This is a genomic window from Paenarthrobacter sp. NPDC090522, from assembly GCF_044769225.1.
In the GTDB taxonomy this organism is placed as follows: Bacteria; Actinomycetota; Actinomycetes; order Actinomycetales; family Micrococcaceae; genus Arthrobacter.
Genome location: NZ_JBIVXL010000007.1, coordinates 196,803 through 221,414, shown reverse-complemented (window position 1 = coordinate 221,414; position 24,612 = coordinate 196,803). Strand labels below are relative to the sequence as shown.

Sequence of the window (24,612 nt, the reverse complement as noted above, 5' to 3'; positions counted from 1 at the left end):
CCCATGACCATCGTGGTGGGATACGTCCCCACACCCGAGGGCGAAGCAGCCCTGACGCAGGCCATCGCCGAAGCCAAGAACCGCAAGGACACGCTGCTCGTCATCAATTCCTCCAAGGGCGATGCACTGGTGGACAACCGCTACGCCCAGGAGCCGGACATCCAGACCGTGGAGGACCGCCTGGCGCAGGAAGGCATCCAGCACACCATCAAACAACCGGTTCGTGGCCACGATGCCGCGGCTGAGGTCCTGGACGCTGCCGACGAACACGACGCGGAACTCATTGTGATCGGCCTCCGCCGGCGCAGCCCCGTGGGCAAGCTCATCATGGGCAGCGTCTCGCAGCGGATCCTCCTCGAGGCCGACTGCCCGGTGTTGGCGGTGAAGGCGGACTAGGAGTCCATCCAGAAAATGCCCCTAAGATGCGTTCTTAGGGGCATTTTCCGTACACACTTTCCCAGGGGGACCGCATGACCGAAACCATCCGCACGGCGCGCACGGACGACGCCGGCAAACTCGCGGAACTGGCCGCCGTCACCTTTCCGCTGGCCTGCCCTCCCGGAGCATCGCCGGCAGACATCCAGGCCCACCTTGAGCGGACGCTCAGCGAGGCCAACTTCACGGAGTACCTCGCCGATGCGAACATCACCATCCTGGTGCTCGACGACGGTGGGCAGCTGAACGGGTACACCATGCTGATCGCCAAACCGGCAAGCGACCCGGACGTCGCTTCGGTCCTCTCGGCGCTGCCCGCCACCGAACTCAGCAAGTGCTACGTGCACCCCGACCATCACGGCCAGGGTGCAGCGTCCCGCCTGATCAGGGCCTCCTTGGCCGATGCCGCGGACAAGGGCGCCGCCGGTGTGTGGCTGGGCGTCAACAGCGAGAATGCCAAGGCCATCCGCTTCTACGAGAAGTCCGGTTTCCAGCGGGTGGGCACCAAGTCCTTCAAGCTCGGCGACTCCGTGGAGCACGACTTCGTGATGGAGCACCGGCTCTAGTCAGGCGGAGGGAGCCGCCTGAAAGGCCCTCGAACGGAACTCTTCGATCACCCGCGAGTACAACGCCACGTGCTCCTCAGCCATCCGGGTGGCACTGAAGTACTCGTCCACCGCTCGACGGCAGGCTGCCCTTGACAAGGAAACCGCGGCCTCCACGTAGTCGGCCAGCTCTCCCACGCCGGCGAGATAACCGGTTTCACCGTGCCTCACGATCTCGGGAGCTGCACCCATCCTGGTGGCCAACACAGGGGTACCCGTGGCGAGTGCCTCGATCATCACCAGGCCGAACGGCTCGGGCCACTGGAGGGGGTTGATCAGGGCTACCGCACCACCCATGAGTTCATACTTTTCCGGGTCGGAGAGCTCGCCGAGGAACTCTTCGTCCGGGCCCAGGAAAGGCCGTACCACTTCCTGGTAGAACCGGACTTCGTCCTTGGCATGCATCTTGGCGGCGATCCGGAGCGGGACACCTGCCTCCCGTGCAATGCGCACCGCCTCCATGAGGCCTTTGTCCGGGCACATGCGTCCAACGAAGCAGGCGTAGCCACCGCTTCCGTCGCCCACCGACACTGTAGAGAGGTCCAGTCCGTGGTGGATGACGGAGGCAACGTCGAGGTCGGGAACCATGGACCGTTGATCGTGGGAGATCGCGATGATGGCAGTGTCCCCGGCCATCGCGCGGTAAAGCCCGGCCGATTGCCCCGTGAGCTGGCCGTGGATGGTGGTCACCACGGGGGTGTCGGCCGGGCGGTGCGCATAGAGGGGACCCGCCAAGGTGTGGTCGTGGATGATGTCCATGCCCTGCATCCCTTGGTATGCCTGCACCACGTGGCTTAGCTCGCTCAGCGTGCACCCGAGTTCCTCCGGGGCACTGGGACCGAAGCCATTCAGCTGGGGCACAGGACACGTGCTGTCCGAAGCCGCCGCAAGGAGGACCTCATGCCCGGCATCCACGAGGGCCCGTGCCAAGGCATCAACAACCCGTTCGGTGCCGCCGTATCTCTCAGGCGGAACGGTGAACCAGGGTCCAACAATGAGTCCGATGCGCATGCTGGGGCCTCCGCGCAAAAACCCCCAAACCAGGAGCTGACTGCACAACCCTCATTAAGGCTATAAGCCTCGTGAGGAATCTAACAGGGCTTTTCCGGAATGCTCCCCCGTTCCTTCCGGTTGACGAAACCATGAAGATTGAGATCTGGTCCGACGTCGCCTGCCCCTGGTGCTACATCGGCAAGCGCCGCTTTGAAACTGCCCTGGCACAGTTCCCGCACCGTGAAGCCGTGGACGTTGAATGGAAGAGCTACCAGCTGGACCCTTCCGTTCCTGAGCACTACGACGGCACGGAACTGGATTACCTGAGCAAGCGCAAGGGCATGGCACCGGAGCAGGTCAAGCAGATGTTCGCCCACGTCACGGACACCGCCAAGGGCGAAGGCCTCGACTACCACTTCGACAAGGTGGTGGTCGCCAACAGCTTTACGGCGCACCGCCTCATCCACCTCGCCGCCACCCATGGCCGCCAGGATGCTGCCAAGGAGCGCCTGCTCAGCGACCACTTTGAGCACGGCAAGGACATTGGCAACCACGACTACCTCAGCGAACTCGGCGCTTCCCTGGGACTTCCGGAAAGCGACGTCGCAGAGCTCTTCACCACGGACAAGTTCACCGAAGAGGTCAACCAGGACATCAACGAGGCCCGCGCCATCGGTGTCACGGGCGTCCCGTTCTTCGTCATTGACCGCAAGTACGGCATCTCGGGCGCCCAGCCGGCCGAGCTCTTCAGCCAGGCCCTCAACCAGGCCTGGCAGGAAGCCAATCCGCTCATCCCGGTGGGCGCCACGGACGCCGAGGCCTGCGGCCCCGACGGCTGCAGCATCTAGCCAGCCACCCGCCGTCGCACCTCAACCCAAGTAGGTCGCAGTTAAGCGCGTTTTGAGCCGTCAAAACGCGCTTAACTGCGACCCAGTTGGGTGCCACGCGGCTGGGTGCCACGCGGCTGGGTGCGGCGCTAGGCTTTCGCCACGTCAAGCTCGACGACGGCCCAGGACAACGCGGGCAGCGTCAGGCGCAGTTCCGAGCCGCTGGCCTTGACGTTCTCCAGCGGCACCAATCCGACCCGGTCCGGCTGGGACTGGCTGTTGATGGTGAAGCGGTCGCCGCCGTCGGGAATGTCCAGGACCTCGGCGCGCAGCACTTGGCGGGCGTCGAAACCGCGCAGGGCGACCTCGACGTCGGCCGCTTCTTCCAGCCCACGGTTGGCGAAGAACAAGGCTACCCTTCCGGTTTCCTCGTTCCAGGTGGCGCTGACGTCCACCAGGTCCGCGTCACCGAAGCGCTTGTTCGAGTACTTGTCCGAGTCCACGGACAGGCGCAGGATCTGTCCCTTGGCCAGTTCGGCCATGCGCGCGAACGGATGGAAGATGGTCTGCTTCCATGCCGGACCGTTTTCCTCCGACAGGATCGGCGCGATCACGTTGACCAGCTGCGCCTGGTTGGCAATGTGCACGCGGTCGCCATGGCGCAGCAGTGAGTTGAGCAGCGTACCCACCACCACGGCGTCCGTCACGTTGTACTTGTCCTCAATGACGCGGGGATGCTCGCGCCACGGTCCCTTGACGATGTTGCTCAGCTGGTCCTCGGTATCGCGGCCACGCTGGTACCAGACGTTCCACTCGTCGAAGGACAGGTTGATGTGCTTCTTGTGCTTGCCCTTCGCCCGCACCGCATCCGCGGTGGCTATGACCGACTCGATGAAGTAATCGGTGTCGACGGCGGAAGCCAGGAAACTGCCCACGTCGCCTTCTTCTTCGAAGTAGTAGGCGTGGAGGGAAACGTAGTCCACCTCGTCATAGGTGTGCGTGAGGACCGTCTGCTCCCAGTCACCGAACGTGGGCATCCTGGAATTCGAGCTGCCGCACGCCACGAGTTCAATGGACGGATCCACGTACCGCATGGCCTTGGCGGCTTCCTGGGCCAGGCGGCCGTATTCATCGGCGGTCTTGTGGCCGATCTGCCACGGCCCGTCCATCTCGTTCCCGAGGCACCAGAGTTTGATGTCGAACGGGTCCTTGTGGCCGTTCTTCGCACGGAGGTCGGACCAGTAGCTGCCTCCGGGGTGGTTTGAGTACTCCACGATGGCACGGGCTTCCTCGACGCCCTTGGTGCCAAGGTTGATGGCCTCCATGATCTCCGTGCCGGCCTGCCTGGACCAGTCCACGAACTCGTGGAGGCCAAACGCGTTGGTTTCCACTGTGTGCCACGCGCCGTCGAGCCGGCGGGGCCTGTTTTCCCGCGGTCCGATGCCGTCTTCCCAGTTGTAGCCGGAGACAAAGTTGCCGCCGGGATACCGGATGACGGTAGCCCCGAGTTCCTTGACGAGCTTCAGGACGTCCTGGCGGAAGCCATGCTCGTCAGCTTCAGGGTGGCCGGGCTCGTAGATGCCGGTGTAGACACAGCGGCCCATGTGCTCCACGAAGGAGCCAAAGAGGCGGCGGGGTACTTCTCCCACCGTGAAATCGCGGTCGAGGGTAATGCGGGCGCGGGACATGGTTCTCCTGAAGTCTGGGTGATTGCTGGAAAAGGTGCCGGGTCAGGTTCCGGCGAGTCCCGTCGTCGCCACGCCTTTGATGATCTGGCGCTGGAAGAACAGGAAGACGAGGATCAGCGGCAGGGCCGCGAGCAAAGCGGATGCCATGTTCTGCGCGTACTGGATGCCGTAGGCGCTCTTGATGGTCTGCAGTCCCACGGGCAGGGTCAGCAATGAATCGTCGTTGGTGGCGATGAACGGCCACAGGAAGTTGTTCCACGCGCCGATGAACACGAAGATCGCGACGGCGGCCAGGATGGGCCGGGACAAGGGCAGGATGATCTGCGTGAAGATCCGCAGGCGGCTGGCACCGTCCATCACCGCTGCTTCCTCGAGTTCGCGGGGAATCTGGTCGAAGAATTTCTTGAGTACGAACACCATGGCAGGGTGGATGACCTGCGGCAGGATGATGGCCCATGAGGTGTCGATCATGTTCAGTGCGAGCATTTGGTAGAACAGCGGGATGATCAGCACCGGTGGCGGGACAATGATCGAGGCAATGATCACGGTCATGAGGACCTTCTTGCCCTTGAAGTCGATCCTGGACAGGGCATACGCCACCAGTGCCGAGATCACCAGCGTGATTGCCGTGATGGCCACCGACGTGTAGAGCGAGTTCCAGGTCCAGAGCGGGATGTTGCCGTCCTGGAACACCTTGACGAACGCGTCCACCGTAAAGCCCGACGGCGGCACCCAGGTCACCTTTGGAGCGGCGGCGTCCGTCTCGGTCTTGAAGGCGGTGGCGGTGGCCCAGGCGAACGGAATCAGCCACAAGACGGCGATCACGGCCGCGACGACGATCGCCGCGATCTTGCCGATGGTCGGCTTCTTGCGGGGTTGGCGGAGCTGCTGCGCGGCCGCTTGCGGTGCCGCGGGCCGGGTAAGGGTTGTGGTTGCCATGGTTATGCGCTCCTGCGGCGGGTGATGACGAACTGCATGACGGAGACCAACACGATCAGTCCGAAGAAGATGTAGGAGATGGCTGCGGAGTAGCCCAGCCGGTAACCGGTGAACCCGGATTCGAAGATGTACTGCACCACGGGACGGGTTGATCCGCCGGGACCACCGGCCGTCATTTGGTACACCTGGTCGAAGATCTTCAATGAGGCCAGGATTTGCAGGAGCACGATCATCACCGTGGTTGGCGTGAGTTGCGGCAGGGTGATGGAGAAGAACTGCCGCCAGGCCCCCGCGCCGTCAAGCGATGCCGCCTCATAGTGCTGGGCAGGAATGTTCTGCATGGCTGCCAGGTATAGGAGGAAGTTGAAGCCCACGGTCCACCAGAGCGTGGCGATGACTATGGCCCACATGGCCACGTTGGGATCGTTGAGCCAGGCCACTTTGGGCAGGCCGATCTTCGCTAGGAAGTCATTGATCAGGCCCAACTGCGGGTTGTACATCCAGGTGAAGAACAAGCTCACCACCGTGGAGGCCAACAGGTACGGCGCAAAGTAAGAGAGCCGCCAGAGCCACTGTGCCGGCAGCCCGATGTTGAGCAGGGCCGCCATCACCAAGGCCACCAGGACCAAGGGAACGGTGCTGATCACGGTGAAGTAGACGGTATTGCCCAGGGACCGCCACATGTCTGCGTCGGCCAGGGCTTCGGCGTAGTTGGCGAAACCGATGAGGCTGTCATTGGCCCCGGTGAGGGATTTACCGGTGAAGCTCATGTACAGCCCGTAAATCAGCGGCCACACAAGGAACACCAGGAAGAACACCAGGAACGGGGTGGCAAAACCCCAGCCGCTGAGGTTATCGCGGGAGCGTCGCAGGGACGAGGCAGCACCTGCGGCAGGAATGGTGGGGGTCCCGGGGTTTCGCCGGGACAAGGTAGGGGAACTCATCTAAGGACTCCTTTGTCGCTCGGGGCTTGGCCCGTTACACCGGGTTGGGTCGGGAAAGAAGGGTGTTGGTGCGGCGTTCAAAGGCATCCCATCCAACGGCTGCCTTGTCCCTGCCGAGGAGCACGTTCTGGACGTTCTCCGCGAAATACGTCTGCCAGTCGGAGCCTGAGCCGCTGAACCAGGCCTCAGGATCGTAGGCAATGATGTCGGCCGCGTTGGCGTAGTGGATCTGGGGCGTCAGCTCGCGGTACGCCTGCGATTGGACCACTGGCTGGTACGCGGGAATGTGGCCGGCCTCGGCCCAGGACAGCGAGCCTTTCAGGACGTCGCTGACGAACTTGTAGACGTCCCGCCGTTTCTCCTCATTGACCCTGAGTTGCCGGGGAAGGACGAAGGAGTGCGAATCCGCGTACGACGCAGGTGTGCCGTAGAGCGTGGGGATGGTGGCGGCATCCACGGGGATGCCGGCCTTCTTCATGGTGGGCAGTTCCCACACACCGCTGAACAGCATTCCGGAACCGCCCCGGGCAAACTCGGCGATGCCCGTGCTGATGTCACCGCTCTTGGCCGCGATGGTGTCGTCGAACAGCGATGCCATGAACTCCAAGGACTCGATCGCGGCGTCCCTGTCCACCTTCATGGGCTGGCCCGGGGTCAGTTCCATGTCCGCTCCGTGCTGCTTGTAGAGCGTGTAGAAGAGGCGCCACATCTGGGAACCACTGCCGAGGTAGCCGAAGGACAGGCCGTGGGCCCCCGTGACTTTCTGCATCTCTACTGCCATGGCCTTGAAGTCCTGCGGCGACGTGACGTCCTGGAGTTGGCCGTCGCTTGCCATGACCCCGGCTTTGTCCGCCACGTCCCTGTTGTAGAACATGATGAACGGGTGAGAGTCCAGGGCTATGGAGAAGACCTTGTCGCCCTGCTGGCTCTTCTCCCAGATCCGCGGCGCGAAGTGCTCGCCCGTGATGCCGTTCTCGGCCAGGAGATCCAGGTCCCACGGATCGATCAAGCCGCCGGGAGCGTAGCCGGGCACCCTGCTTGCGTGCATGATGGCGACCTCTGGCGGACGTCCTCCCGCCGAGGCCATGGCGAGCTTGGTGTAGTACGGCGGTCCCCAGGCAAGGACTGTGGGGTGCACCGTGAATCCGGGATTGGTTTGGTTGGCACTGTTGATCATGGCCTGCATCTTGATCCCGTCACCTCCGGACAGGAGGTGCCAGAAGTCGATGTCCTGCACCGTCGTTGCCTGGGCCGCGCCGCCGCAACCGGTGAGGCTGCCGGCAAGGGCGAGGCCTCCCAAGGCCGCCGACCCGGCGATGAGTTGCCTCCGGGATAACTGTCTCCCGGTCAAAGATTCGAACTGCTTCACCCGTCACTCCTTTGGATGGGTCCGCTGAAAGGGCACTGCTTCATTGCAAAAAGTCCGGTTCCGGCGCTTCACGGTTCCGGGTTAGTGGTGGCCCGGCGAGTGATGCAGGTCTCACATTACATCGATGTAATAGACGGGGCAAGACAAAATTGTTAGCGCAAACAATTTGTTTCCCCTGACAGGTCAACCCCCACCTGAACCGTGGCGGCCGAGTGGTCAACCGCCGGTGCTGGCCCGCTCCACGATCGAATAAGGCACCTGGACCACCCGCTGCTCCTGATGCCTGCTGGCCATCCGTTCCGTCAACAGCCGGATGGCCTCGGAGGCGATGGTGCGCTTGTCGAAAGACACCGTCGTCAACGGCGGGACGGCAAAGCGACCGTCCGCAACGTCGTCGAATCCGGCAACGGCGATGTCGTCCGGCACACGGATTCCGAGCTTCCACAGGGCGTTGAGCGCGCCCAGCGCCATGGAGTCCGTAAAGCAGAACAGGGCTTCCGGCACGGGATGGGACTCCAGGTACTCCGTGAGCGCCCGCGCAGCCGACTCGGAAGTCCACTTTTCGCAGCGGATCAGGAGCTCGTCATCAGCGTCGATGCCGAGTGATTCCAACGCCGCTTCATAACCGGCCGCCCGGTGGATCGCAGTAGCCGAATGCCGTCCGCGGTTGATGCCCAAGGCCGCAATCCGCCGTCGTCCATTCTTCGCCAGCGCCAAAGTCATGTCCCGGGCCGCGGCAAAGCTGTCCACATACACGCGGTCGGCCAAGTGCTGGGTTACCTCACCCAAAAGGACCACGGGAGGAAGGGATATCCCAACCTTCACAGCACTTTCCTGCAACACCACTGGGTTCAGAATGAGCCCGTCAATCAGGTTTGTTCTGGCGCGCGTCATGAGTTCCTGCTCACGATGCGGGTCCGAACCGGTTTCTTCGATTTGGACACTCCAACCCTGCTCATGCGCGACTTCCACCAGATGGTGCGCCATCTCGGCAGAGAAGGGAGTAGCCAGGTCCGGCAGGGCCAGCCCGATGACCCCGGACCGGCCGTTACGGAGACCCCGCGCGGACAAGTTGGGAACGTAGTCCAGTTCCTGCATGGCCTGCTCCACCCGGAGCCGCGTCGATTCGCTCACCGGCACGATCCCGTTCATGACGTTTGAGACGGTTTTCGGCGACACCCCCGCGCGGCGCGCCACGTCCTTGACCGTTGCCCGCAACAGTCCCCCTTGTGAATTTTGTCCGGTTGGATCGATGCTACGCGAGTTTGCGCCCCACCCCGCTGCGGCGGCAGGGTGTCCGCGTCCACCAGGCCAGTCCCCTGTCGTCCAGGATCCGGCGCGCGAAGGTTGTTTATCCAGATAGCGGGTAATATTATCGCGTATGTGAATACTCAAGCCTCAGCGCTTTCACCCCTGTTTCGCTCGAATGCGCAGGGCGAGATCCTGGCCAGGATCTTCCTGAATCCCGAGCGCAGTTTCACGGTTGCTGAACTTGCCCGCGCTGCCGGCACCCCCTACGCCAGCGCTCATCGCGAAGTGGCCCGCATCGTGAAGATGGGCTTGGCGAAATCGGAAAAACGCGGACAGTCCCTGGATATCCGAGTTTCAACAGACTCGCCTTTGTATCGCCCGCTGGCCGAAATACTCCGATTTACCTATGGTCCTCCCGCCATCCTGCCTAGGTTCCTTGCCCAAGTCCAAGGCATTGATGAAGCCTACATTTATGGTTCATGGGCCGCCCGCAGAGAGGGCGAACAGGGCAGCGCGCCGAATGACCTGGACGTCTTGTTGGTCGGTAACCCGTCCCGCGCTGAAGCCTATGACATAGCCCAGCGCGCGGGTTCTGCGCTGGGCAGGGAAGTTAACGTGCGTATTCTGAGTCCGGCCACATGGGCGGCCGCGAATGACCCCTTCACCAAGACCCTGAAGAAGCGTCCGCTTGTGAAACTCGAGTTGAAGGAGAATGCTGAATGATTGACCGATGGGACCGCGGCCGCGCTGAAGTCGACCAATTAATTGAGCAATCGAGGCTCACCGAGGTTACGCCGAACCCGGAGTTGGCCGATCACTATATCAGCCAGGCACACACCCACCTCAAAGCCGCGGAGACCCTACGTGAGCAGGATCCTGCCGGTGCATTCACACTTGCTTATGATGCCGCTCGTCTGTCACTGGCCTCGATCCTCGTCGTTCAAGGATTACGGCCACGAGGAGAGGGTGCTCATGCCGTCCTCTTGGAAGTGGCGATATTTCAGTTGGAACCGCCGCGGCAAAAGGAAATCCGCGAGTTTGATTGGATGCGCCGCCTGCGGAACGACACCCAATACCCCGACGTAGATCGTCCAACAGCCGGTGTCGATGACGTGGACCAAGCCATCCCCGCCGCCCGCGCGATTGTTGAGCGAGCTGAACGACTGGTAGGCATCATGCCGCCCTACCGGGGGTGACCCGGAGTTTTTCTTTTACGCAGTGGCGAGCCCTGCGCATCCGTGATGGTGCCAAAGAAGGAACGCATGATTCGAAGCTGCCCAACTTGCTGACAGATCCCTGTAAAGTGTCTATATGCCAAGGATCACGGCCGCCACGAATGCTGCCCAACGCGCCGAGACCCAACGACGGATACTGACCGCCTTCGGAGAGCTGCTCTTCACCCATGGGCTCCCCGGGCTCACCATGACGGACGTGGCCCGACACGCCGGCGTAGGCCGCACGGCCGTCTACAACTACTACGCGGACATGGAGCAACTGCTGATCGCGTACGCCCTGGACGAGACCGAGCGCTTCATCGTGGACCTTCGCGAGTCGCTCGCGGCCTTGGAGAATCCCGTGGACCGCCTGGCGCTCTACGTCCGCGCGCAAGTGGAGGACCTGAGCCGCCGTCACCTCCCACCAGGTCCGGCAATGGCCGCAGTCCTCTCCCCCGGCTCCTTCTCCAAACTCGCGGACCATGTGGGCGAGTTGAACATCCTGCTTGAGGACATCCTCAATGACGGAGTCCAGCAGGGCTACCTGCCGGACATCGATGTTGCCCAATTGGCGCGGCTCATCCATGGCACGCTCTCCGCCAGCGCCGCACGCCGCAACCGGACGCCCGACGGCGACAGTCAGGTCCCGGCCCCGCTCGCCGACGTCGAAACCGCCACGGCGCAGACGGTGCGGTTCATCCAATTGGGTGCGGGCGCGCGTTTCGACGACGCCGGACGGCCAGTGCGCAACGGCGCGGCTGACACGCTGGCCAGTTAGCTCCCTACTGTCCTGCGGGATTGGTGGGGATGATGGGCCACTTGGTCCCGTCCACTACGCGCTGGTCCTCGCGCGGACAACTGAGCTTCCCGGGTGTCTGGTCCACGAGCTGCGCATCAACCAGGCCTTGGTACCCCGGCGTGAGGACGACGTCCACCGACTCGTCCTCGCGGTTGTCCTGGTAGTAGTCCGTCCCTGCAAGGTTCCGCTGGATGTTGAAGGCTGCCGCTTGCCCCTTGACACCGGAAATCACCACGCCCACGCCCGAGTAGGCGGTGTCGCTGTTATCCACGGAGGCCACCTTGTAGCCGCGCGACGTGAACTGGTCAGCGACGGTGCGGGCCAGTCCACCACGGGAGGTGGCGTTGAAGACATTGAGGTTCACGGTTTCGTCCGGGATGTAGTCGAACGTGGTGCTGGGACACAGGCTGCTGGGGGCTTTGCTGGCTACGGCCGTAGGGACTTTGATGACGCCATTCATGACGGCCCAGGCACCAACTGCTCCGGCGGCAATGACGCCGATCAGCAGGACCAGGACAATTCCGTGGAAGAGTCGTCTCCCGAACCTGGAGCGGGGAACCTCGGCGTCTTCAGCGAACGTGGCACGGAGCTCGGCCCCCGTGACCACGTGGTGGCCATGGAGCCGGGTGGCGTCCGCGGGCCGCTTAGCCATCGATCACCAACACGCGTGCGTGGATGGCCGTGCGCTGGTGGAGCGCCGTCCTGACTGCCCGGTGCAGGCCATCCTCCAGGTACATGACGCCCTGGTACTGGACCACGTGCGGGAACAAGTCACCGAAAAACGTCGAATCCTCGGCCAACAATGCCTCCAAATCCAAAGTGCGCTTGGTGGTCACCAATTCGTCCAGCCGGACGGGTCGCGGCGGGAGGGCCGCCCAGTCACGCGGCGCAGAGTATCCATGGTCAGGGTACGGGCGTCCCTCGCCCACAGCTTTGAAGATCACCCTGCAAGCCTATGGAAGTTGCCGCCCTAACGGAACTTGTGACCCGCAGCACACGCAGGTTGTAGCCAAATGGTGACTATCCTTTCGCGCTGCGTCACAGCTGTGGAGGAGCCGCCGCGGACTGACAGAATAGGGGCATGACTCAACCGCTCCACGGCACTGACCGGACCGCTGCCCAGAAAGCCCCGGCCCTCGCGCTGCTGCTCGACGTCGATGGTCCCATTGCCAGCCCTGTGACGCGGGACGTCAAGCCGGACATCATTGCAGACCTCGTGGCGCTGGCTTCCGCGGGAATTCCCGTCATCTTCAATACCGGCCGCTCTGACGCCTTCATCGCCGAGCAGGTCATGGAACCGATGATCGCCGCCGGGATGCCTGCCGGAACCGTCATCCACGCGATCTGCGAAAAGGGCGCGGTCTGGTTCAGCTACACCGCCGCCGGACCGGGCCCCATCCACGTGGACCATGAGCTCGCCGTGCCGAAGGCCTACGGGGACGATATCCGCCGGCTGGTGGCCGAGGATTACTCGGCGCATATGTTCTTCGACGAGACCAAGCGGGCCATGGTCTCCGTGGAACAGCATCTGGACGTTGCCAGCGCCGATTACCTCGAGGAACAGAAGCTCTTCGACGCCGATGCCCTGGATATCCTGAACCGGCACGGCCTCAACGCAGCGCTCCTGGACCACCATGCACCGGAATCGGACGACACTGCCGACTACCGGCTGGACCCCACCATCATTTCCACGGACATCGAATCCGTGCGCCTCGGCAAGGACCTGGGCGCCAGCCGCGCCGTCGAACTTCTCGCAGCCCAAGGCATCACACCGCTGGCTTGGCGGACGGTGGGCGATTCCCGCACGGACTACGCCATGGCAGACTGGCTCCACCACAACGACCACGAGGTCAAGCACGTGGACGTCCGTCCCGCGGACGGCGTGCCCGTCAAGCCCTACACCATCCTCACCGCAGCCGACCTGGAGCTGGCGGACGACGTCATCCACGACGACGCCGGCGGCGCCTTCCTGCGCAGCTGGCGCGAAGCACTGGACATCTAGAAGCCGGCCCCCTCACGCACCACGAACAGTACGGAGAAGCAGCCATCACTGAAGCACAGGTCGATCCGGTTTACCACGGCAGCCCCACCGTCGAAGAGGACGCGATCGTCGAGGCGTCCTCGCCTGCCGTCGTCGCGCACCTCAAACACAGGTCCGACGTCGTCCGTCACCGCGGGCGGTACGCACTGGTCAATGCGGACCTCACACCGCAACAGGCCATGGTGTCCGACCTCCTGGCCGTCCGGGCGGCGCTGGACGCTGCCGGCGTCGACTTCATCCTGGTGCGCGGCAACGACGAACGGCCTGTCATCGCCGTGGATTGGGAGTCCCGCAAGGCCGTGCGGGACGCACTGGTGGAAGCATTCAGGAACGAACCCTTCTACTCGATGACCGTAGACGCCAAGACGAAGGCCTCGGTGCTGGTGGCCGACGGCGAGTTGTCCGCCAACCGCAAGTCACGGATCTTCCGGCTGTACCGGCCCCGTGTGGAGACCGAAGGCGGCCTCTGGTACGGCCCCGCGCTCGGTGTCCAGTTGGAGCTGTGGCGCTTCGACGGCGACCGGCTGGAACTGCCGGTGGAGAACTCACTGACCCGCCGGACCCTGCTGCGCCAGGACGCCGTCCGCGGCTCGGTGCAACGCCACGGACTGGAATGGCCCACCATCGAGAACATGTTCGCGGACCACGCGAGCGATATCGACTTCGACGTGGACATCGTCTTCTCCTGGGTTGACGGCTCGGACCCCGCCTACATCGCGGCGCGGCGGGCCCAGCAGGCGGACGCCGTCCTGGGCGAGGGCGACGACCATGAGGCCCGCTACCGCCAGATCAACGAACTCAAGTATGCGCTGCGTTCGGTGCACATGTTCGCGCCATGGATCCGCCGGATCTTTATTGCCACGGACTCCCCCGCGCCTGCCTGGCTGGCGGACCATCCCAAGGTGACGATTGTCCGCAGCGAGGAGTTTTTCGCAGACCCCTCCGTGTTGCCCACGCACAATTCACAGGCCGTCGAGTGCCAACTCCACCACATCGATGGGCTCTCGGAGCACTTCCTCTACTCCAACGACGACATGTTCTTCGGCCGTCCCGTGGGCCCGGACATGTTCTTCACCCCCGGAGGCATCACCAAGTTCATCGAGGCCGACACCAGGATCGGCCTGGGTGAGAACGACGCCGAACGCAGCGGCTTTGAAAATGCGGCCCGCGTCAACCGCAAGCTGCTCTGGAAGCGCTTCGGCAGGATCACCACCCGGCACTTGGAACACACCGCCTCCCCGATCCGCCGCAGCGTGGTGGCACACATGGAGCAGGAGTTCCCGGAGGAGTTCACCAAGACTGCGGCCAGCCGTTTCCGGGCCGCGGACAACATCTCTGTGACCAACTCGTTCTACCACTATTACGCGCTCCTGACGGGCCGTGCAGTCACCCAGACCAACGCCAAGGTCAAGTACGTTGACACCACCCTGTGGTCCGGGTTGCACTACCTGCCCAAGCTCCTGGCGAAGCGGAACATGGACCTCTTCTGCCTCAACGACGGCAGCTTCCCCGAGGTCCACGCCGACGAACGGGCCGGGCTGGTCACCGACTTCCTGGAGAAGTACTTCCCGGTCAAGGCACCTTGGGAGAAGTAGCACTGCGCGGAGCCGCAGCCACCCGGGGCTGCCGCGGCCGGCTGGTCCGCGGGTGCTTCGGGATGGAGATCCCGGCTGCGGCAAGCCGCCGCTGAACCTCCTCGGCATCCACGGGCTCGCCCACGGTCACGCCGCCGGACATCGGCACCACGGAGTGCACAATCGTGTGCTCGTACACGTGCACCATGTTGTAGGCCTGCGCGCCGTCGCGCCCTCGTTGGCCGCCGGCAGTGACACCCAGGTCCTGCGTGTAGCACGTGGCGGAAGCGACCGAGACAGGGATGCCGGCGAAGCTCGCCGTGGTGGAGAAATGCAGGTGCCCGCCCAGGATGGATCGAACATCCGTATTGCGGACGACGGCGGCCAGCGCGGCTTGGCCACGGAGTTCAACCAGGACTGCCAGGTCCTGGACGCACGGCACGGGCGGGTGATGAAGCGCCAGGATGGTGCCGTCCGGCGCAGGGGTGGAGAGTTCGTCCGCGAGCCATACCAACTGTTCCTCGGACAGTTCGCCGTGGTGGAAACCGGGAACCGTGGTGTCCAGGGTGATGATCCGCAGGCCGTTGACGAAGTAGCTGCGGTCCATTGGCTCCTGGGGCCTGCTGATTTCAGAGGCGTCCAAGAAAGCAGACCGGAAATTGGCACGGTCGTCATGGTTGCCCATGGCCCAGATGGCCTTGGCTCCAAGGGCATCGCACACGGGCTCGATCATCTCGCGCAGCCGCCGGTACGCTTCGAGTTCGCCCCGGTCGGCGAGGTCTCCGGTGAAGATGATGGCTTCCGGCTTCAGTTTGGAAGCGATGATCTGATCGCAGATCTCCTGCAGCCTGGCAGCGCTGTCCACCGATCCGTAGAGTGTGCCGGGTCCACCCACCAGGTGAAGATCGCTCAAGTGCAACAGCACATGACCTGGTTTCGGGTACTCGGCCTCGATGAGCTCCATAGCTGCCTTAGCGTTAGGTGGGAGACGGCGCCTCCCGTGTAACCCCAGTAGGACCAATCCAACCAGACGGGAAGCCAACACTTGGCTAATATCCGGCGGAATGTTGGAAAATTACTTTCCTCCTTTCTGGAATTCCAGGCTTATGCCAATGCCTTTTCCACTGCTTCTACAAGGTCTTCGGAGTCGGGCTCAACGGCGGATGGGAACCGTGCGATCATTTCTCCCTGGCGGTTGATGACGAACTTTTCGAAGTTCCATTTCACCTTGACCGGTTGGCCGTCCTGGTCCCGGGTCAACTCCGAGAACAGGGGATGCTGCTCCTTGCCCAGGACGTTGGCCTTGGCGGTCAGTGGGAAGGAGACGCCAAAATTGCGCTCACAGAACTCGGCGATTTCCTGGTCCGAACCCGGCTCCTGGCCCGCGAATTGGTTGCACGGAACACCGAGGATCTCCAAGCCGTCCTCGCGGTACTTCCCGTAGAGCTCCTCCAGGCCGGCGTACTGGCGCGTGTAGCCACACTTGGAAGCGACGTTGACCACCAGCACCGCCTTGCCCTCGAACCGGCCGAAATCAGCTTCGGTGCCATCGTTGAAGGTGAGGGGGATGCTGTAGAGGGTGCTCATGGATCGCTTCCTGACGACGTCGGCTGGCGGGGTTGCCGCCATCGAGCTTACGGGAGCTTCGTAAGGGCCACGAAACGCGGGGTGACCGCGTTTCGCCGCGCTACGGGGTGGGAAGAATGAGGCTGGACAACGGCACCGTGGTGCCGTCCGGCTTCCGGACCAGGTCCGGAGCAATCAGGACGTATCCAGGCGGCAGGACCACCGTTGGCAACGTGGCCACGAGCGTCGTGGTCGGAGCAGGCGCAGGCGCTGCCGGAGTGACCGGTGCCGCCGGCTGCGTCACCACAGGAGCCGGCGCAACAACCGCTGGTGCCGGAGCGACGACTTTCGGAGCCGGCGCGACGGCGACAGGCGCCGAAGCCGGGACGCTCGGCTGGGTGGCGGGCGCGGCGGGAGCCACCGCAGGGGCCGGTGCAGTGGTGGTGACCGGAGCCGGCGTCGTCGCCGTTGCAGCTGGTGCCGTGGTGGTCGCACTCGGGGTCGGCGTCGGCGTCGGTGTTGCCGTAGAGCTCGGCGAAGACGAGGCAGTCGCCGTCGGGCTTGGTGTAGCCGTAGCGGACGGCGAAGGCGAGGCAGTCGCCGTCGGGGTTGGCGTAACGGTCGCGGATGGCGAAGGCGAGGCAGTCGCCGTCGGGGTTTGCGTCACGGGAGGCGTGGTGGTGCCCGGCGTGCTGCCAGTACCGCCCGGGTTGCTCGGGGCGACAGTCACCGGCGGGGCAACGTCTTCCTCGTGTTCACCGCCAATAACCGCTCGGTTGGTGCCATCCGAAACGGGGACGGCCCACTGCGGCGCGCTGGAACCCGTACCGACTCCGGGCTGGTAGTTGACAAAAGTGATCGTCTGCAGCGGATCCACCTGCTTGGTGGGCAGGAGTTGCCATTGGTTGGGGTTGGTGTGGAGGCCGTTGACGATCGTTTCGAAGTGGAGGTGGCAGCCAGTGGACCAACCGGTGGTTCCGACCTCGGCGATGACCTGGCCAACCCGGACGCTCTGGCCTTGGGTCACTCCAATGGCCTGAAGGTGGTTGTAGGTGGTCACCAGACCGTTGCCGTGCTCGATTTCGACGCGGTTGCCTCCGCCCCAGATGTGCCAGCCGACGGCCTTGACCACGCCGGAATCGGCAGCGTAGACGCGGGTTCCGCAGGCCGCGGCGTAGTCCTGTCCCCAGTGGAACTCACCGGGCAGGCCGGTCAGCGGGCTGTAGCGGTAGCCGTAGGGCGAGCTGGGGTTGAGCACCTCGAGGGGTGCGTACAAGTATCCGGCAGGCGGACGGGGCAGCCCGGCGGACGCGACGTTCAGGGCGCCTGACCCGTCGGCACCTACAGCGTGGACCAGTGCCCGGTCGAAGTACACCATGGGCGTGCCGGCCGTTTGCTGCGGAGGTTCGGGCAGGTTGTCCATCACCAGGGTCTGGGCCTCGGGCGGCGTCAGGCTGCCCAAGGAATTCGGTCCCACCACGCCCTGGGCCGAGGCTCCATTCAGGGACGTTGAGGACGCGGACGTCAGCGGTTGGAATCCGAAAGCGAAGAACGCCGCCACTGCGAGGGTTGCGGCGAAGAAGACGCGGCGAAACCCCTCGGTGCGCACCAGGACTGCTACCCGGTCTGATTCATGATGCTTGCCCACAAAAACACTCCCCAAAAGCCAGCGGCACCAAACCCCAGCCTGGCGTGCAAGCACCATTGTTGCCGTTCTCAGGGCGAAAATAAAGTCTTCCAGGTTGCCCACTGGTGAAAGGTTGGCTCAGTTTTTCCTCAAGACGCCTTGAGCATTCGGGAGGGTCGGCTCACGCCAGGTTTTCCTTGAGCAGGGCCCGGTGCTCAATAGCAGCCGAAGCATGCAGGGCCCGGCCTGCCTCGGTCAGTTCGAGGAAGAGGGATCGGCGGTCATCGGCGCACGTTTGGCGTGAAACCAAGCCGGCTTTTTCCAGCCTGTCCACCACTTTGGACACGGCACTCTGGGTCATGGGGGTGCGCTCCCCCAATTGCTTCATGCGGCACGCGGCGTCCGCGCATTCGGCCACGAGGTCAAGGATTTCGAATTCGTTCAGGCCGATGTCGAACTTTGCTTCCAGGGCACGGTCCAGGGCTCCCGCCGTGCGGAAGTAGGAGTCCTGGATGGTGCGCCACTGCTCTACCAGTTGGCGGTCACGCGTGGTTGCCATGGTCCGATTCTAGTTCATGACGCCATTTGAATCCACGTCATAAGATGACACGTCATATTCCTTGTCATTCAATGACGCGTCATCTACATTGAAGAACATGACATCACCCACCACCCTTCAAAGACCTGCCGATGCCCTGGTTTCAGCCGTTCGCTGGACGCGCGCCCAATGGTTGCTGCTGATGGTCGTCTGCACCGTCCTTGCCCTCGACGGCCTGGACGTTTCCATGGTTGGCGTGGCCCTGCCCTCCATCGGCCACGAACTCAACCTCGGCACCGATTCCCTGCAGTGGATCGTCTCTGCCTACGTTCTTGGCTATGGAAGCCTGCTCCTCCTGGGTGGGCGGCTCGCGGACCTGCTGGGCCGCCGTCGTATTTTCCTCATCGCCCTGACAGTTTTCGCGGCCGCGTCGCTGCTGGGCGGCTTGGTTGACGACCCCGCTATCCTGATCGCCACCCGTTTCGTGAAGGGCCTCGCAGCAGCCTTCACGGCACCCACCGGCTTCTCCATCATCACCACCAACTTTGCCGAGGGCCGCGCCCGCAACAAGGCGCTCTCCATCTTCACCACCTTCGGCGCCAGCGGCTTCTCCCTGGGCTTGGTGGTTGGCGGCCTCATGACCAGCCTGAGCTGGCGCTGGACCTTCCTGGTCTCAGTACCGATCGCGGTGATCGTCGTGTTGCTCGGCATCAAGTTCATTCCGAAGGACAAGCCGTCTGCCGAGAACAGCGGGCACGACATCTGGGGCGCCGTGACTCTGGCCCTGGGCATGCTCGGTCTGGTGTACACCTTGGTGTCCGCACCCGAGCAGGGCTGGGGATCTGTGGCAACAATCGCCGGATTCGCAGTATCCGCCGCCGTGCTGGCAGCCTTCGCGGTCATCGAGAACAAGGTAAAGCACCCGTTGATCCGCTTCGGCATCCTCAAGGAAGGCTGGGTGGCCCGGGCCAACCTCAGCGCCGTCGGGCTCTTCGGGTCCTACCTGAGCTTCCAGTTCATCGTCACCATGTTCCTGCAGTCGGTGCTCGGCTGGACTCCCTTGGGCATGGCCCTGGCACTCCTTCCCGCAGGCCTGCTCGTGGCCACGAGTGCGCCCTTCGCGGACCGGCTGATCGAAAAGTTCGGCGCCAAGCAACTCATCCTCACCGGACTCACAGCCCTTGGCCTGGGCTACGTCCTGTTCCTCCGCGTCGGCACCACACCCAACTACGCGCTGGATATCCTGCCCTCGGTGGTCCTGCTGGGCATCGGATTCGCCTTGGCCTTCCCGTCCATCAACGTGCTGGCCACGGAAGGCATCCGCGATTCCGAGCAGGGACTCGCCGCCGGCCTGATCCAAACCAGCACCCAGGTAGGTGCAGCACTCGTCCTCGCCGTCACCACGGCTCTGGTGAGCGGGCACGGGCACGCCGAAGGCACCGTCAGCGCCCAGGCAATGCTTGACCAGTACCGTCCGGGCCTCATCCTGAGTGCCGCCGTCGCCATTGCCGCCCTGCTGGTGGCGGCCGCACCTGCCAAGGGCCGCGCCCGCGTGTAGTTTGTAAGGCATGAGGAATCTTTTCCTCGACTACCGGCACGAGCTCCAGCGCACGTTCACGGGAACCTCCGGAACGCCGCCGGAGTGGGTGCCGCGCCTTGCCGAAGGGAACGACGCCGGATATCACCTTCCGGGGTCGGCGGTCTGGGCTGTCCACGGCTCAATGTCCACCATCGTTGCCGGAATCCGGGTGCTCCTGATGCAGGCTTTGCATCCGGGAGCACTCGCCGGCGTGTACGAGCACTCCGGCTTCAAGGAAGATCCCCTGGGCCGCCTCGCCACCACCATCCGCTGGATCTTCACGGTGACCTACGGGTCCACGGAAGCGGCGGAGGAGGCGAGCGGCCGGGTCCGGAAGATCCACAAACACGTCAGGGGGACGTATGTGGATGGGAACGGGGTCCAGCGAGAGTACCAGGCCAACGATCCCGAACTCCTCCGGTGGGTCCATGTGACCTACGCGGAGTCCTTCCTCACGGCGCACCGCATCTTCGGGCGGCCAATTCCGGGCGGACCCGACGCGTACGTCCGTCAGTGGGCCTCGGCGGGCCGGCTCATGGGCGTCGAGTATCCGCCCCTCACCGAGGCCTCCGTCCGCCGCGAAATCGACGAGTGGCGCGCCTCCGGGGTCCTCCGCTCAGACGAACGGCTGGCCGAGACCGTGGCTTTCATCCGGCACCCGCCACTGAGCCCCCTGCTGCGGCCGGGGTACCGCATTCTCTTCGCGGCCGCCGTCGAAAGCCTCGAACCGGAGTACCGGGAGATGCTTGGACTCAAGACGGCCCGGATCGGCCCGGTCCCGCTGCCCGCGATCCCGGCCGCCAAAGTGGCCCTCGCCATGGTGCGCCTGGCCCTGGGCCGGCGCGGCCCCAGCGAACTCGCGGCCCGCAGCCGGCTGGAGCGGCTGGGTTGGCCGAACTAAGCGTCTCGGGCCCCTCACCCGTGTACCGCCACCACCCACTTTCATCTCGAAAGGCCCATCAGGGACCACCCGGCCCGGCGTTTCGCGCCTAGGTCCCGTCAATGTTGGTCGTGAAGGTACGCCCACGGCTGCCAACCGGGAAGAGAAAAGCCGGGCAGGTGGGGAATCACCCCGCCTGCCCGGCTTCGTGGCCTCCGGGCTTAGATCAGTTCGTCCGAGAGGTGGTTCGGCGTGCCGAAGCGGTGGGCTGTGATGGACACAGCCTGTTCGCGGAGGAACGGCAGCATCTCGATCCGGCCGGCCTGGGTCACCGCACCGTGGTAGACAGCGATGTCCGGACGGCCACCGGTCGCCGCGCTCAGCGCGGTGAAGTCGCCGCCGATCAGGCGGATGCGGCCGCCGTCGAACCTTGCCGCGCGGGTCAGCCACGCGGCGTCGTCCTCGACCCGGACGCTGACGCCCAGGTTCGCGAACACGGTCACCACGGCGTCGGGAAGTACGACGGCGGAGCTCACCTTCAGTGCCGACCCCGCCACTGCGCCGGCCGCCACAACCCGGAGCAGCTCCACGAGCCGCTCGCCTTCGGAAAGGCGGATGGTGACAGGGAGGGGACGGTAGCGGAAGACGTTGCGTTCGGCGGTCAGGCCGGAGACGTCCTTGCGGGTGCCAAACTCGGAATCCCAGGCAGCGGCGTCGCTGAAGAGTGCCTGCTGGAGGGTCTGGAGTTCCTCGGCAGTAACATCAGCCGACGTGGCAGCGGTCAGGATCTGCGAGGCTGCGCCCCGGAGCGTGGTGCCCCGCTTGGCCGTCGCCTCGGCAGGGAGCCATGACCCCAGGCCGATCAGGTAGTTCGGGCCACCGGCTTTGGTTCCGGCGCCGACCGCGGACTTCTTCCAGCCGCCGAACGGCTGGCGCTGCACGATCGCACCGGTAATGCCGCGGTTGACGTAGAGGTTGCCGGCCTGGATGGTGTCCAGCCAGATGCCCATTTCGGCGGAGTCCAGGGAGTGCAGCCCGGCGGTGAGGCCGTATTCGATCTCGTTCTGGATGGCGATGGCTTCTTCGAGGGTTTCAGCGGTCATGACGCCCAGGACCGGGCCGAAGAACTCGGTCAGGTGGAAGTAGGAGCCGCGTTTGACGCCCGAGCGGATGCCCGGCGACCACAGCCGGCCGGAGTCGTCCAGGCGTTCGGGCTTGATGGCCCAGGTTTCGCCCTCGCCCAGGGTGGTGAGGGCGTTCAGGAGCTTGCCGTTGGCTGGCTCGATGATCGGTCCCATCTGCGTGGTGGCGGTCTCCGGGTAGCCAACGGTCAGGGAACGGGCGGCGTCGATGAGCTGGTTGTGGAACCGCTTGGACTTGGCCGCGGAGCCAACCAGGATCACGAGGGACGCGGCGGAGCACTTCTGGCCGGCGTGGCCGAACGCGGAGTACACAACGTCCTTCGCTGCCAGGTCCAGGTCCGCGCTCGGGGTGACGATGATGGCGTTCTTGCCCGAGGTTTCCGCGAGCAACGGCAGGTCCTGGCGGAAGGAACGGAACAGCTCTGCGGTTTCATAGCCACCGGTGAGGATCACGCGGTCAACGCTCGGGTGCGAGACCAACTGGGTGCCCAGCTCCCGCTCTTCGAGCTGCACGAGTGCCAACACGTCCTTCGGAACGCCTGCCTCCCACAGGGCCTCCACCATGACGGAACCTGAACGGCGGGCCTGTTTTGCGGGTTTGATCACGACGGCGGAACCTGAGGCGAGTGCCGCGAGCGTCGAGCCCGCGGGAATCGCCACCGGGAAGTTCCACGGCGGGGTCACCACGGTGAGGTTGGCTGGGACGAACGTGGCGCCGTCCACCGTTTCAAGGTCCTTGGCGCGCTCGGCGTAGTAGTGCGCGAAGTCGATCGCTTCGCTGACCTCGGGATCGCCCTGGTCGATGGTCTTGCCGGTCTCGGAAGCCATGACCTCGAGGAGTTCGGCGCGGCGGGCTTCGAGGACCTCACCGGCGCGATGCAGGATTGCGGCACGCTCGGCGGCGGGGCGCGTACCCCAGGCCTTGCCGGCGTCGACGGCGGTGGTGATGATGCGCTCAAGGTCGGCAGCATCGGAGACCTTGGTGGAGTCGACGGTTTTGTTGCCTGCCGTGGAACCGGGGATGCGGGCCAGGATGTCACGGCCCCAGGCACGGTTTGCGGGCAGGGCGGGATCGGTGTCCGGGGTGTTGCGGAAGCCCTCGGTCGGGGCAGGCTCGGCCGGGAGGCGGCGGTCCTGCGTGCGGTTCGGTCCGGGGACGGTCTCGCTGAGGTTCGCCAGGGAGTTCAGGAAGCGCTGCTTCTCGCGCTCAAAGAGGGGTTCGTTCTCACTGAGCTCGAAGACCGCGGACATGAAGTTTTCCTGGCTGGCACCCTCTTCGAGGCGGCGGATCAAGTACGCGATGGCGACGTCGAATTCGCCGGGGTGGACTACGGGTGTGTAGAGGAGCAGGCTGCCAACGTCCTTGCGGACCGCCGTGGCCTGGCCGGTTGCCATGCCGAGCAGCATCTCGAACTCGATGCCCTCAGTGACACCACGCTGCTTGGCCAGCAGCCAGGCAAAGGCGACGTCGAACAGGTTGTGCCCGGCAACACCGATGCGGACAGCGTCCACGCGCTCCGGCGTGAGGGCGTAGTTGATGACGCTCTTGTAGCTGGTGTCCGAATCCTGCTTGGTGCCCCATGTTGCCAGCGGCCAGTCGTGAAGGGACGCCTCAACCTGCTCCATGGGAAGGTTGGCACCCTTGACCACGCGGACCTTGATGGGAGCACCGCCCTGGGCACGGCGGGCCGCGGCCCACTCCTGGAGTTCCTGCATTGCAGCCAACGCGTCCGGAAGGTAGGCCTGCAGGACGATGCCGGCCTCGAGGTTCTTGAATTCAGGCATGTCCAGGATCCGCTTGAAGACGGCGATGGTCATGCTCAGGTCCTTGTATTCCTCCATGTCCAGGTTGATGAACTTGGGCTTGCTGAAGGACGCAGCGAGGCGGTACAGCGGGGTGAGCTTCTCCACCACGTGGTTGACGGCTTCGTCGAAGGCCCACGGGGAGTGCGGGGCCACGGTGGAGGATTCCTTGATGGATACGTAGTCCACGTCCTCGCGGGCAAGGAGCTTGAGCGTGCCGTCGAGGCGGCGCTGTGCCTCGTGTTCGCCCAGCACTGCCTCGCCCAGGAGGTTGACGTTGAGGTGCACGCCGTCCTGGCGGATTTTGGAGATGGCCGGGCCGAGCTTGGCATCAGTGGCATCCACGATCAGGTGACCCACCATCTCACGGAGCACGCGGCGGGCGATCGGAATGACCACCTGCGGCATGACCGGGGCCATCAGGCCGCCGAGGCGGACCGCGCTGCGCATGTACCACGGCAGGAACGTGGGCACCTTGGGGGCAAGTTCGGCGAGTTTCCGGGCGGCGACCGAGAGATCCTCGGGGCGGATGACGCCGTCGACGAATCCCACCGTGAAGTCCAATCCGTTCGGGTCCTTCAAGACGCCGGCAAGGCGCTGGGCGGAGACATCAACGGGGATCTTGCTGGCTTCTGTCAGCCAGTGACGGACCAAGGCAATGGCTTCGGTGGCCAGTGCGTCGAACTGCCCGGAATCCTGGGTGCGCGGGGAGGTCGCATCCGGGAGAGTGCTGGTCATGAAGGGCTCCTTATGGGACGGAGTAGTTTGCTTGTTTCCATCAGTATGGATCTACAATCC

Annotated in this window: 24 protein-coding genes; 10 read left to right on the top strand and 14 right to left on the bottom strand. The window is 64.3% G+C overall.

The features are described from left to right. The first annotated feature begins 3 nt into the window (after positions 1-3). Positions 4-396: a universal stress protein gene (locus ACIQT2_RS11425; protein ID WP_397323692.1), complete on the top strand. Its 393-nt coding sequence runs from the start codon at positions 4-6 to the stop codon at positions 394-396. A 74-nt stretch (positions 397-470) separates the two neighbouring features. Further along, positions 471-1,001 carry a GNAT family N-acetyltransferase gene (locus ACIQT2_RS11420; protein ID WP_400336190.1) on the top strand — a complete coding sequence of 177 codons (531 nt, stop codon included), beginning with the start codon at positions 471-473 and terminating at the stop codon, positions 999-1,001. On the opposite strand, the gene ACIQT2_RS11415 is transcribed toward ACIQT2_RS11420, so the two are convergent. After that, a complete protein-coding gene (locus tag ACIQT2_RS11415; RefSeq protein WP_402946389.1) occupies positions 1,002-2,051 on the bottom strand; it encodes a glycosyltransferase family 4 protein in 1,050 nt (349 codons plus the stop codon). It abuts the gene before it with no gap. A 131-nt stretch (positions 2,052-2,182) separates the two neighbouring features. Between ACIQT2_RS11415 and ACIQT2_RS11410 the strand changes: the two genes are divergently transcribed. Continuing rightward, positions 2,183-2,881: a DsbA family oxidoreductase gene (locus ACIQT2_RS11410; RefSeq protein ID WP_402946489.1), complete on the top strand. Its 699-nt coding sequence runs from the start codon at positions 2,183-2,185 to the stop codon at positions 2,879-2,881. A 128-nt stretch (positions 2,882-3,009) separates the two neighbouring features. On the opposite strand, the gene ACIQT2_RS11405 is transcribed toward ACIQT2_RS11410, so the two are convergent. The 5 genes from ACIQT2_RS11405 to ACIQT2_RS11385 form a co-directional block, all read right to left on the bottom strand. Next, entirely contained in the window at positions 3,010-4,548 is a 1,539-nt protein-coding gene (locus tag ACIQT2_RS11405) for an alpha-N-arabinofuranosidase (RefSeq protein ID WP_402946387.1), read from the bottom strand. Between the two features lie 42 nt (positions 4,549-4,590). After that, positions 4,591-5,487, bottom strand: coding sequence for a carbohydrate ABC transporter permease (locus ACIQT2_RS11400; RefSeq protein ID WP_402946385.1), 897 nt, complete (start codon positions 5,485-5,487; stop codon positions 4,591-4,593). 2 nt (positions 5,488-5,489) lie between these two features. Next, a complete protein-coding gene (locus tag ACIQT2_RS11395; protein WP_400336196.1) occupies positions 5,490-6,431 on the bottom strand; it encodes a carbohydrate ABC transporter permease in 942 nt (313 codons plus the stop codon). Positions 6,432-6,465: 34 nt separating this feature from the next. Then, positions 6,466-7,800: an extracellular solute-binding protein gene (locus ACIQT2_RS11390; protein WP_402946383.1), complete on the bottom strand. Its 1,335-nt coding sequence runs from the start codon at positions 7,798-7,800 to the stop codon at positions 6,466-6,468. Positions 7,801-8,016: 216 nt separating this feature from the next. Next, complete coding sequence (locus ACIQT2_RS11385) at positions 8,017-9,018, bottom strand: LacI family DNA-binding transcriptional regulator (RefSeq protein WP_402946381.1); 1,002 nt, start codon at positions 9,016-9,018, stop codon at positions 8,017-8,019. 165 nt (positions 9,019-9,183) lie between these two features. Here ACIQT2_RS11385 and ACIQT2_RS11380 point away from each other — a divergent pair, with 165 nt between their 5' ends. From ACIQT2_RS11380 to ACIQT2_RS11370, 3 genes are all read left to right on the top strand, one after another. Beyond that, on the top strand, positions 9,184-9,774 hold the full coding sequence (locus ACIQT2_RS11380; protein ID WP_402946379.1) for a hypothetical protein: 591 nt from the start codon (positions 9,184-9,186) through the stop codon (positions 9,772-9,774). Next, a complete protein-coding gene (locus ACIQT2_RS11375) occupies positions 9,771-10,247 on the top strand; it encodes a HEPN domain-containing protein (RefSeq protein WP_402946377.1) in 477 nt (158 codons plus the stop codon). Before ACIQT2_RS11380 ends, ACIQT2_RS11375 begins: the two co-directional genes overlap by 4 nt. Before the next feature lie 115 nt (positions 10,248-10,362). After that, a complete protein-coding gene (locus tag ACIQT2_RS11370; RefSeq protein ID WP_400336203.1) occupies positions 10,363-11,043 on the top strand; it encodes a TetR/AcrR family transcriptional regulator in 681 nt (226 codons plus the stop codon). A gap of 4 nt (positions 11,044-11,047) precedes the next feature. On the opposite strand, the gene ACIQT2_RS11365 is transcribed toward ACIQT2_RS11370, so the two are convergent. Together ACIQT2_RS11365 and ACIQT2_RS11360 are read right to left on the bottom strand one after the other, a co-directional pair. Continuing rightward, positions 11,048-11,716 (bottom strand): LytR C-terminal domain-containing protein, encoded by a 669-nt coding sequence (locus ACIQT2_RS11365; RefSeq protein ID WP_402946375.1) that lies wholly within the window; start codon positions 11,714-11,716, stop codon positions 11,048-11,050. Then, entirely contained in the window at positions 11,709-12,008 is a 300-nt protein-coding gene (locus tag ACIQT2_RS11360) for a type II toxin-antitoxin system VapB family antitoxin (RefSeq protein ID WP_021471645.1), read from the bottom strand. The genes ACIQT2_RS11365 and ACIQT2_RS11360 overlap by 8 nt, the downstream gene beginning before the upstream one ends. 137 nt (positions 12,009-12,145) lie before the next feature. Here ACIQT2_RS11360 and ACIQT2_RS11355 point away from each other — a divergent pair, with 137 nt between their 5' ends. Beyond that, positions 12,146-13,066, top strand: coding sequence for a hypothetical protein (locus ACIQT2_RS11355; RefSeq protein WP_400336205.1), 921 nt, complete (start codon positions 12,146-12,148; stop codon positions 13,064-13,066). Here the strand turns inward: ACIQT2_RS11355 and ACIQT2_RS11350 are convergent. Then, a complete protein-coding gene (locus ACIQT2_RS11350; RefSeq protein ID WP_402946491.1) occupies positions 13,063-13,278 on the bottom strand; it encodes a hypothetical protein in 216 nt (71 codons plus the stop codon). The genes ACIQT2_RS11355 and ACIQT2_RS11350 overlap by 4 nt on opposite strands. Here ACIQT2_RS11350 and ACIQT2_RS11345 point away from each other — a divergent pair. Further along, positions 13,171-14,700 (top strand): stealth conserved region 3 domain-containing protein, encoded by a 1,530-nt coding sequence (locus ACIQT2_RS11345; protein ID WP_402946487.1) that lies wholly within the window; start codon positions 13,171-13,173, stop codon positions 14,698-14,700. The genes ACIQT2_RS11350 and ACIQT2_RS11345 overlap by 108 nt on opposite strands. Here the strand turns inward: ACIQT2_RS11345 and ACIQT2_RS11340 are convergent. The 4 genes from ACIQT2_RS11340 to ACIQT2_RS11325 form a co-directional block, all read right to left on the bottom strand. Continuing rightward, positions 14,678-15,643 (bottom strand): phosphodiesterase, encoded by a 966-nt coding sequence (locus tag ACIQT2_RS11340; RefSeq protein WP_402946372.1) that lies wholly within the window; start codon positions 15,641-15,643, stop codon positions 14,678-14,680. The two genes, ACIQT2_RS11345 and ACIQT2_RS11340, sit on opposite strands and share 23 nt — an antisense overlap. Positions 15,644-15,783: 140 nt before the next feature. Continuing rightward, a complete protein-coding gene (locus tag ACIQT2_RS11335) occupies positions 15,784-16,266 on the bottom strand; it encodes a glutathione peroxidase (RefSeq protein WP_402946370.1) in 483 nt (160 codons plus the stop codon). Positions 16,267-16,366: 100 nt separating this feature from the next. After that, positions 16,367-17,893 carry a M23 family metallopeptidase gene (locus ACIQT2_RS11330; protein WP_402946368.1) on the bottom strand — a complete coding sequence of 509 codons (1,527 nt, stop codon included), beginning with the start codon at positions 17,891-17,893 and terminating at the stop codon, positions 16,367-16,369. A gap of 160 nt (positions 17,894-18,053) precedes the next feature. Continuing rightward, on the bottom strand, positions 18,054-18,431 hold the full coding sequence (locus ACIQT2_RS11325; RefSeq protein ID WP_400336212.1) for a MarR family winged helix-turn-helix transcriptional regulator: 378 nt from the start codon (positions 18,429-18,431) through the stop codon (positions 18,054-18,056). Between the two features lie 97 nt (positions 18,432-18,528). Between ACIQT2_RS11325 and ACIQT2_RS11320 the strand changes: the two genes are divergently transcribed. Next, entirely contained in the window at positions 18,529-19,968 is a 1,440-nt protein-coding gene (locus ACIQT2_RS11320) for an MFS transporter (protein ID WP_402946366.1), read from the top strand. Between the two features lie 10 nt (positions 19,969-19,978). After that, positions 19,979-20,890: an oxygenase MpaB family protein gene (locus ACIQT2_RS11315; RefSeq protein WP_402946364.1), complete on the top strand. Its 912-nt coding sequence runs from the start codon at positions 19,979-19,981 to the stop codon at positions 20,888-20,890. Between the two features lie 200 nt (positions 20,891-21,090). On the opposite strand, the gene ACIQT2_RS11310 is transcribed toward ACIQT2_RS11315, so the two are convergent. Beyond that, complete coding sequence (locus ACIQT2_RS11310) at positions 21,091-24,552, bottom strand: proline dehydrogenase family protein (protein ID WP_402946362.1); 3,462 nt, start codon at positions 24,550-24,552, stop codon at positions 21,091-21,093. Positions 24,553-24,612: the final 60 nt, after the last annotated feature.

Excerpts from the sequence above, each read along its gene's own strand:
- ACIQT2_RS11355 (WP_400336205.1), top strand. The coding sequence starts at position 12,146 with ATGACTCAACCGCTCCACGGCACTGACCGGACCGCTGCCCAGAAAGCC.
- ACIQT2_RS11420 (WP_400336190.1), top strand. The coding sequence starts at position 471 with ATGACCGAAACCATCCGCACGGCGCGCACGGACGACGCCGGCAAACTC.
- ACIQT2_RS11400 (WP_402946385.1), bottom strand. The coding sequence starts at position 5,487 with ATGGCAACCACAACCCTTACCCGGCCCGCGGCACCGCAAGCGGCCGCG.
- ACIQT2_RS11395 (WP_400336196.1), bottom strand. The coding sequence starts at position 6,431 with ATGAGTTCCCCTACCTTGTCCCGGCGAAACCCCGGGACCCCCACCATT.
- ACIQT2_RS11425 (WP_397323692.1), top strand. The coding sequence starts at position 4 with ATGACCATCGTGGTGGGATACGTCCCCACACCCGAGGGCGAAGCAGCC.
- ACIQT2_RS11415 (WP_402946389.1), bottom strand. The coding sequence starts at position 2,051 with ATGCGCATCGGACTCATTGTTGGACCCTGGTTCACCGTTCCGCCTGAG.
- ACIQT2_RS11335 (WP_402946370.1), bottom strand. The coding sequence starts at position 16,266 with ATGAGCACCCTCTACAGCATCCCCCTCACCTTCAACGATGGCACCGAA.
- ACIQT2_RS11310 (WP_402946362.1), bottom strand. The coding sequence starts at position 24,552 with ATGACCAGCACTCTCCCGGATGCGACCTCCCCGCGCACCCAGGATTCC.
- ACIQT2_RS11325 (WP_400336212.1), bottom strand. The coding sequence starts at position 18,431 with ATGGCAACCACGCGTGACCGCCAACTGGTAGAGCAGTGGCGCACCATC.
- ACIQT2_RS11340 (WP_402946372.1), bottom strand. The coding sequence starts at position 15,643 with ATGGAGCTCATCGAGGCCGAGTACCCGAAACCAGGTCATGTGCTGTTG.
- ACIQT2_RS11315 (WP_402946364.1), top strand. The coding sequence starts at position 19,979 with ATGAGGAATCTTTTCCTCGACTACCGGCACGAGCTCCAGCGCACGTTC.
- ACIQT2_RS11320 (WP_402946366.1), top strand. The coding sequence starts at position 18,529 with ATGACATCACCCACCACCCTTCAAAGACCTGCCGATGCCCTGGTTTCA.
- ACIQT2_RS11370 (WP_400336203.1), top strand. The coding sequence starts at position 10,363 with ATGCCAAGGATCACGGCCGCCACGAATGCTGCCCAACGCGCCGAGACC.
- ACIQT2_RS11405 (WP_402946387.1), bottom strand. The coding sequence starts at position 4,548 with ATGTCCCGCGCCCGCATTACCCTCGACCGCGATTTCACGGTGGGAGAA.
- ACIQT2_RS11365 (WP_402946375.1), bottom strand. The coding sequence starts at position 11,716 with ATGGCTAAGCGGCCCGCGGACGCCACCCGGCTCCATGGCCACCACGTG.
- ACIQT2_RS11410 (WP_402946489.1), top strand. The coding sequence starts at position 2,183 with ATGAAGATTGAGATCTGGTCCGACGTCGCCTGCCCCTGGTGCTACATC.
- ACIQT2_RS11375 (WP_402946377.1), top strand. The coding sequence starts at position 9,771 with ATGATTGACCGATGGGACCGCGGCCGCGCTGAAGTCGACCAATTAATT.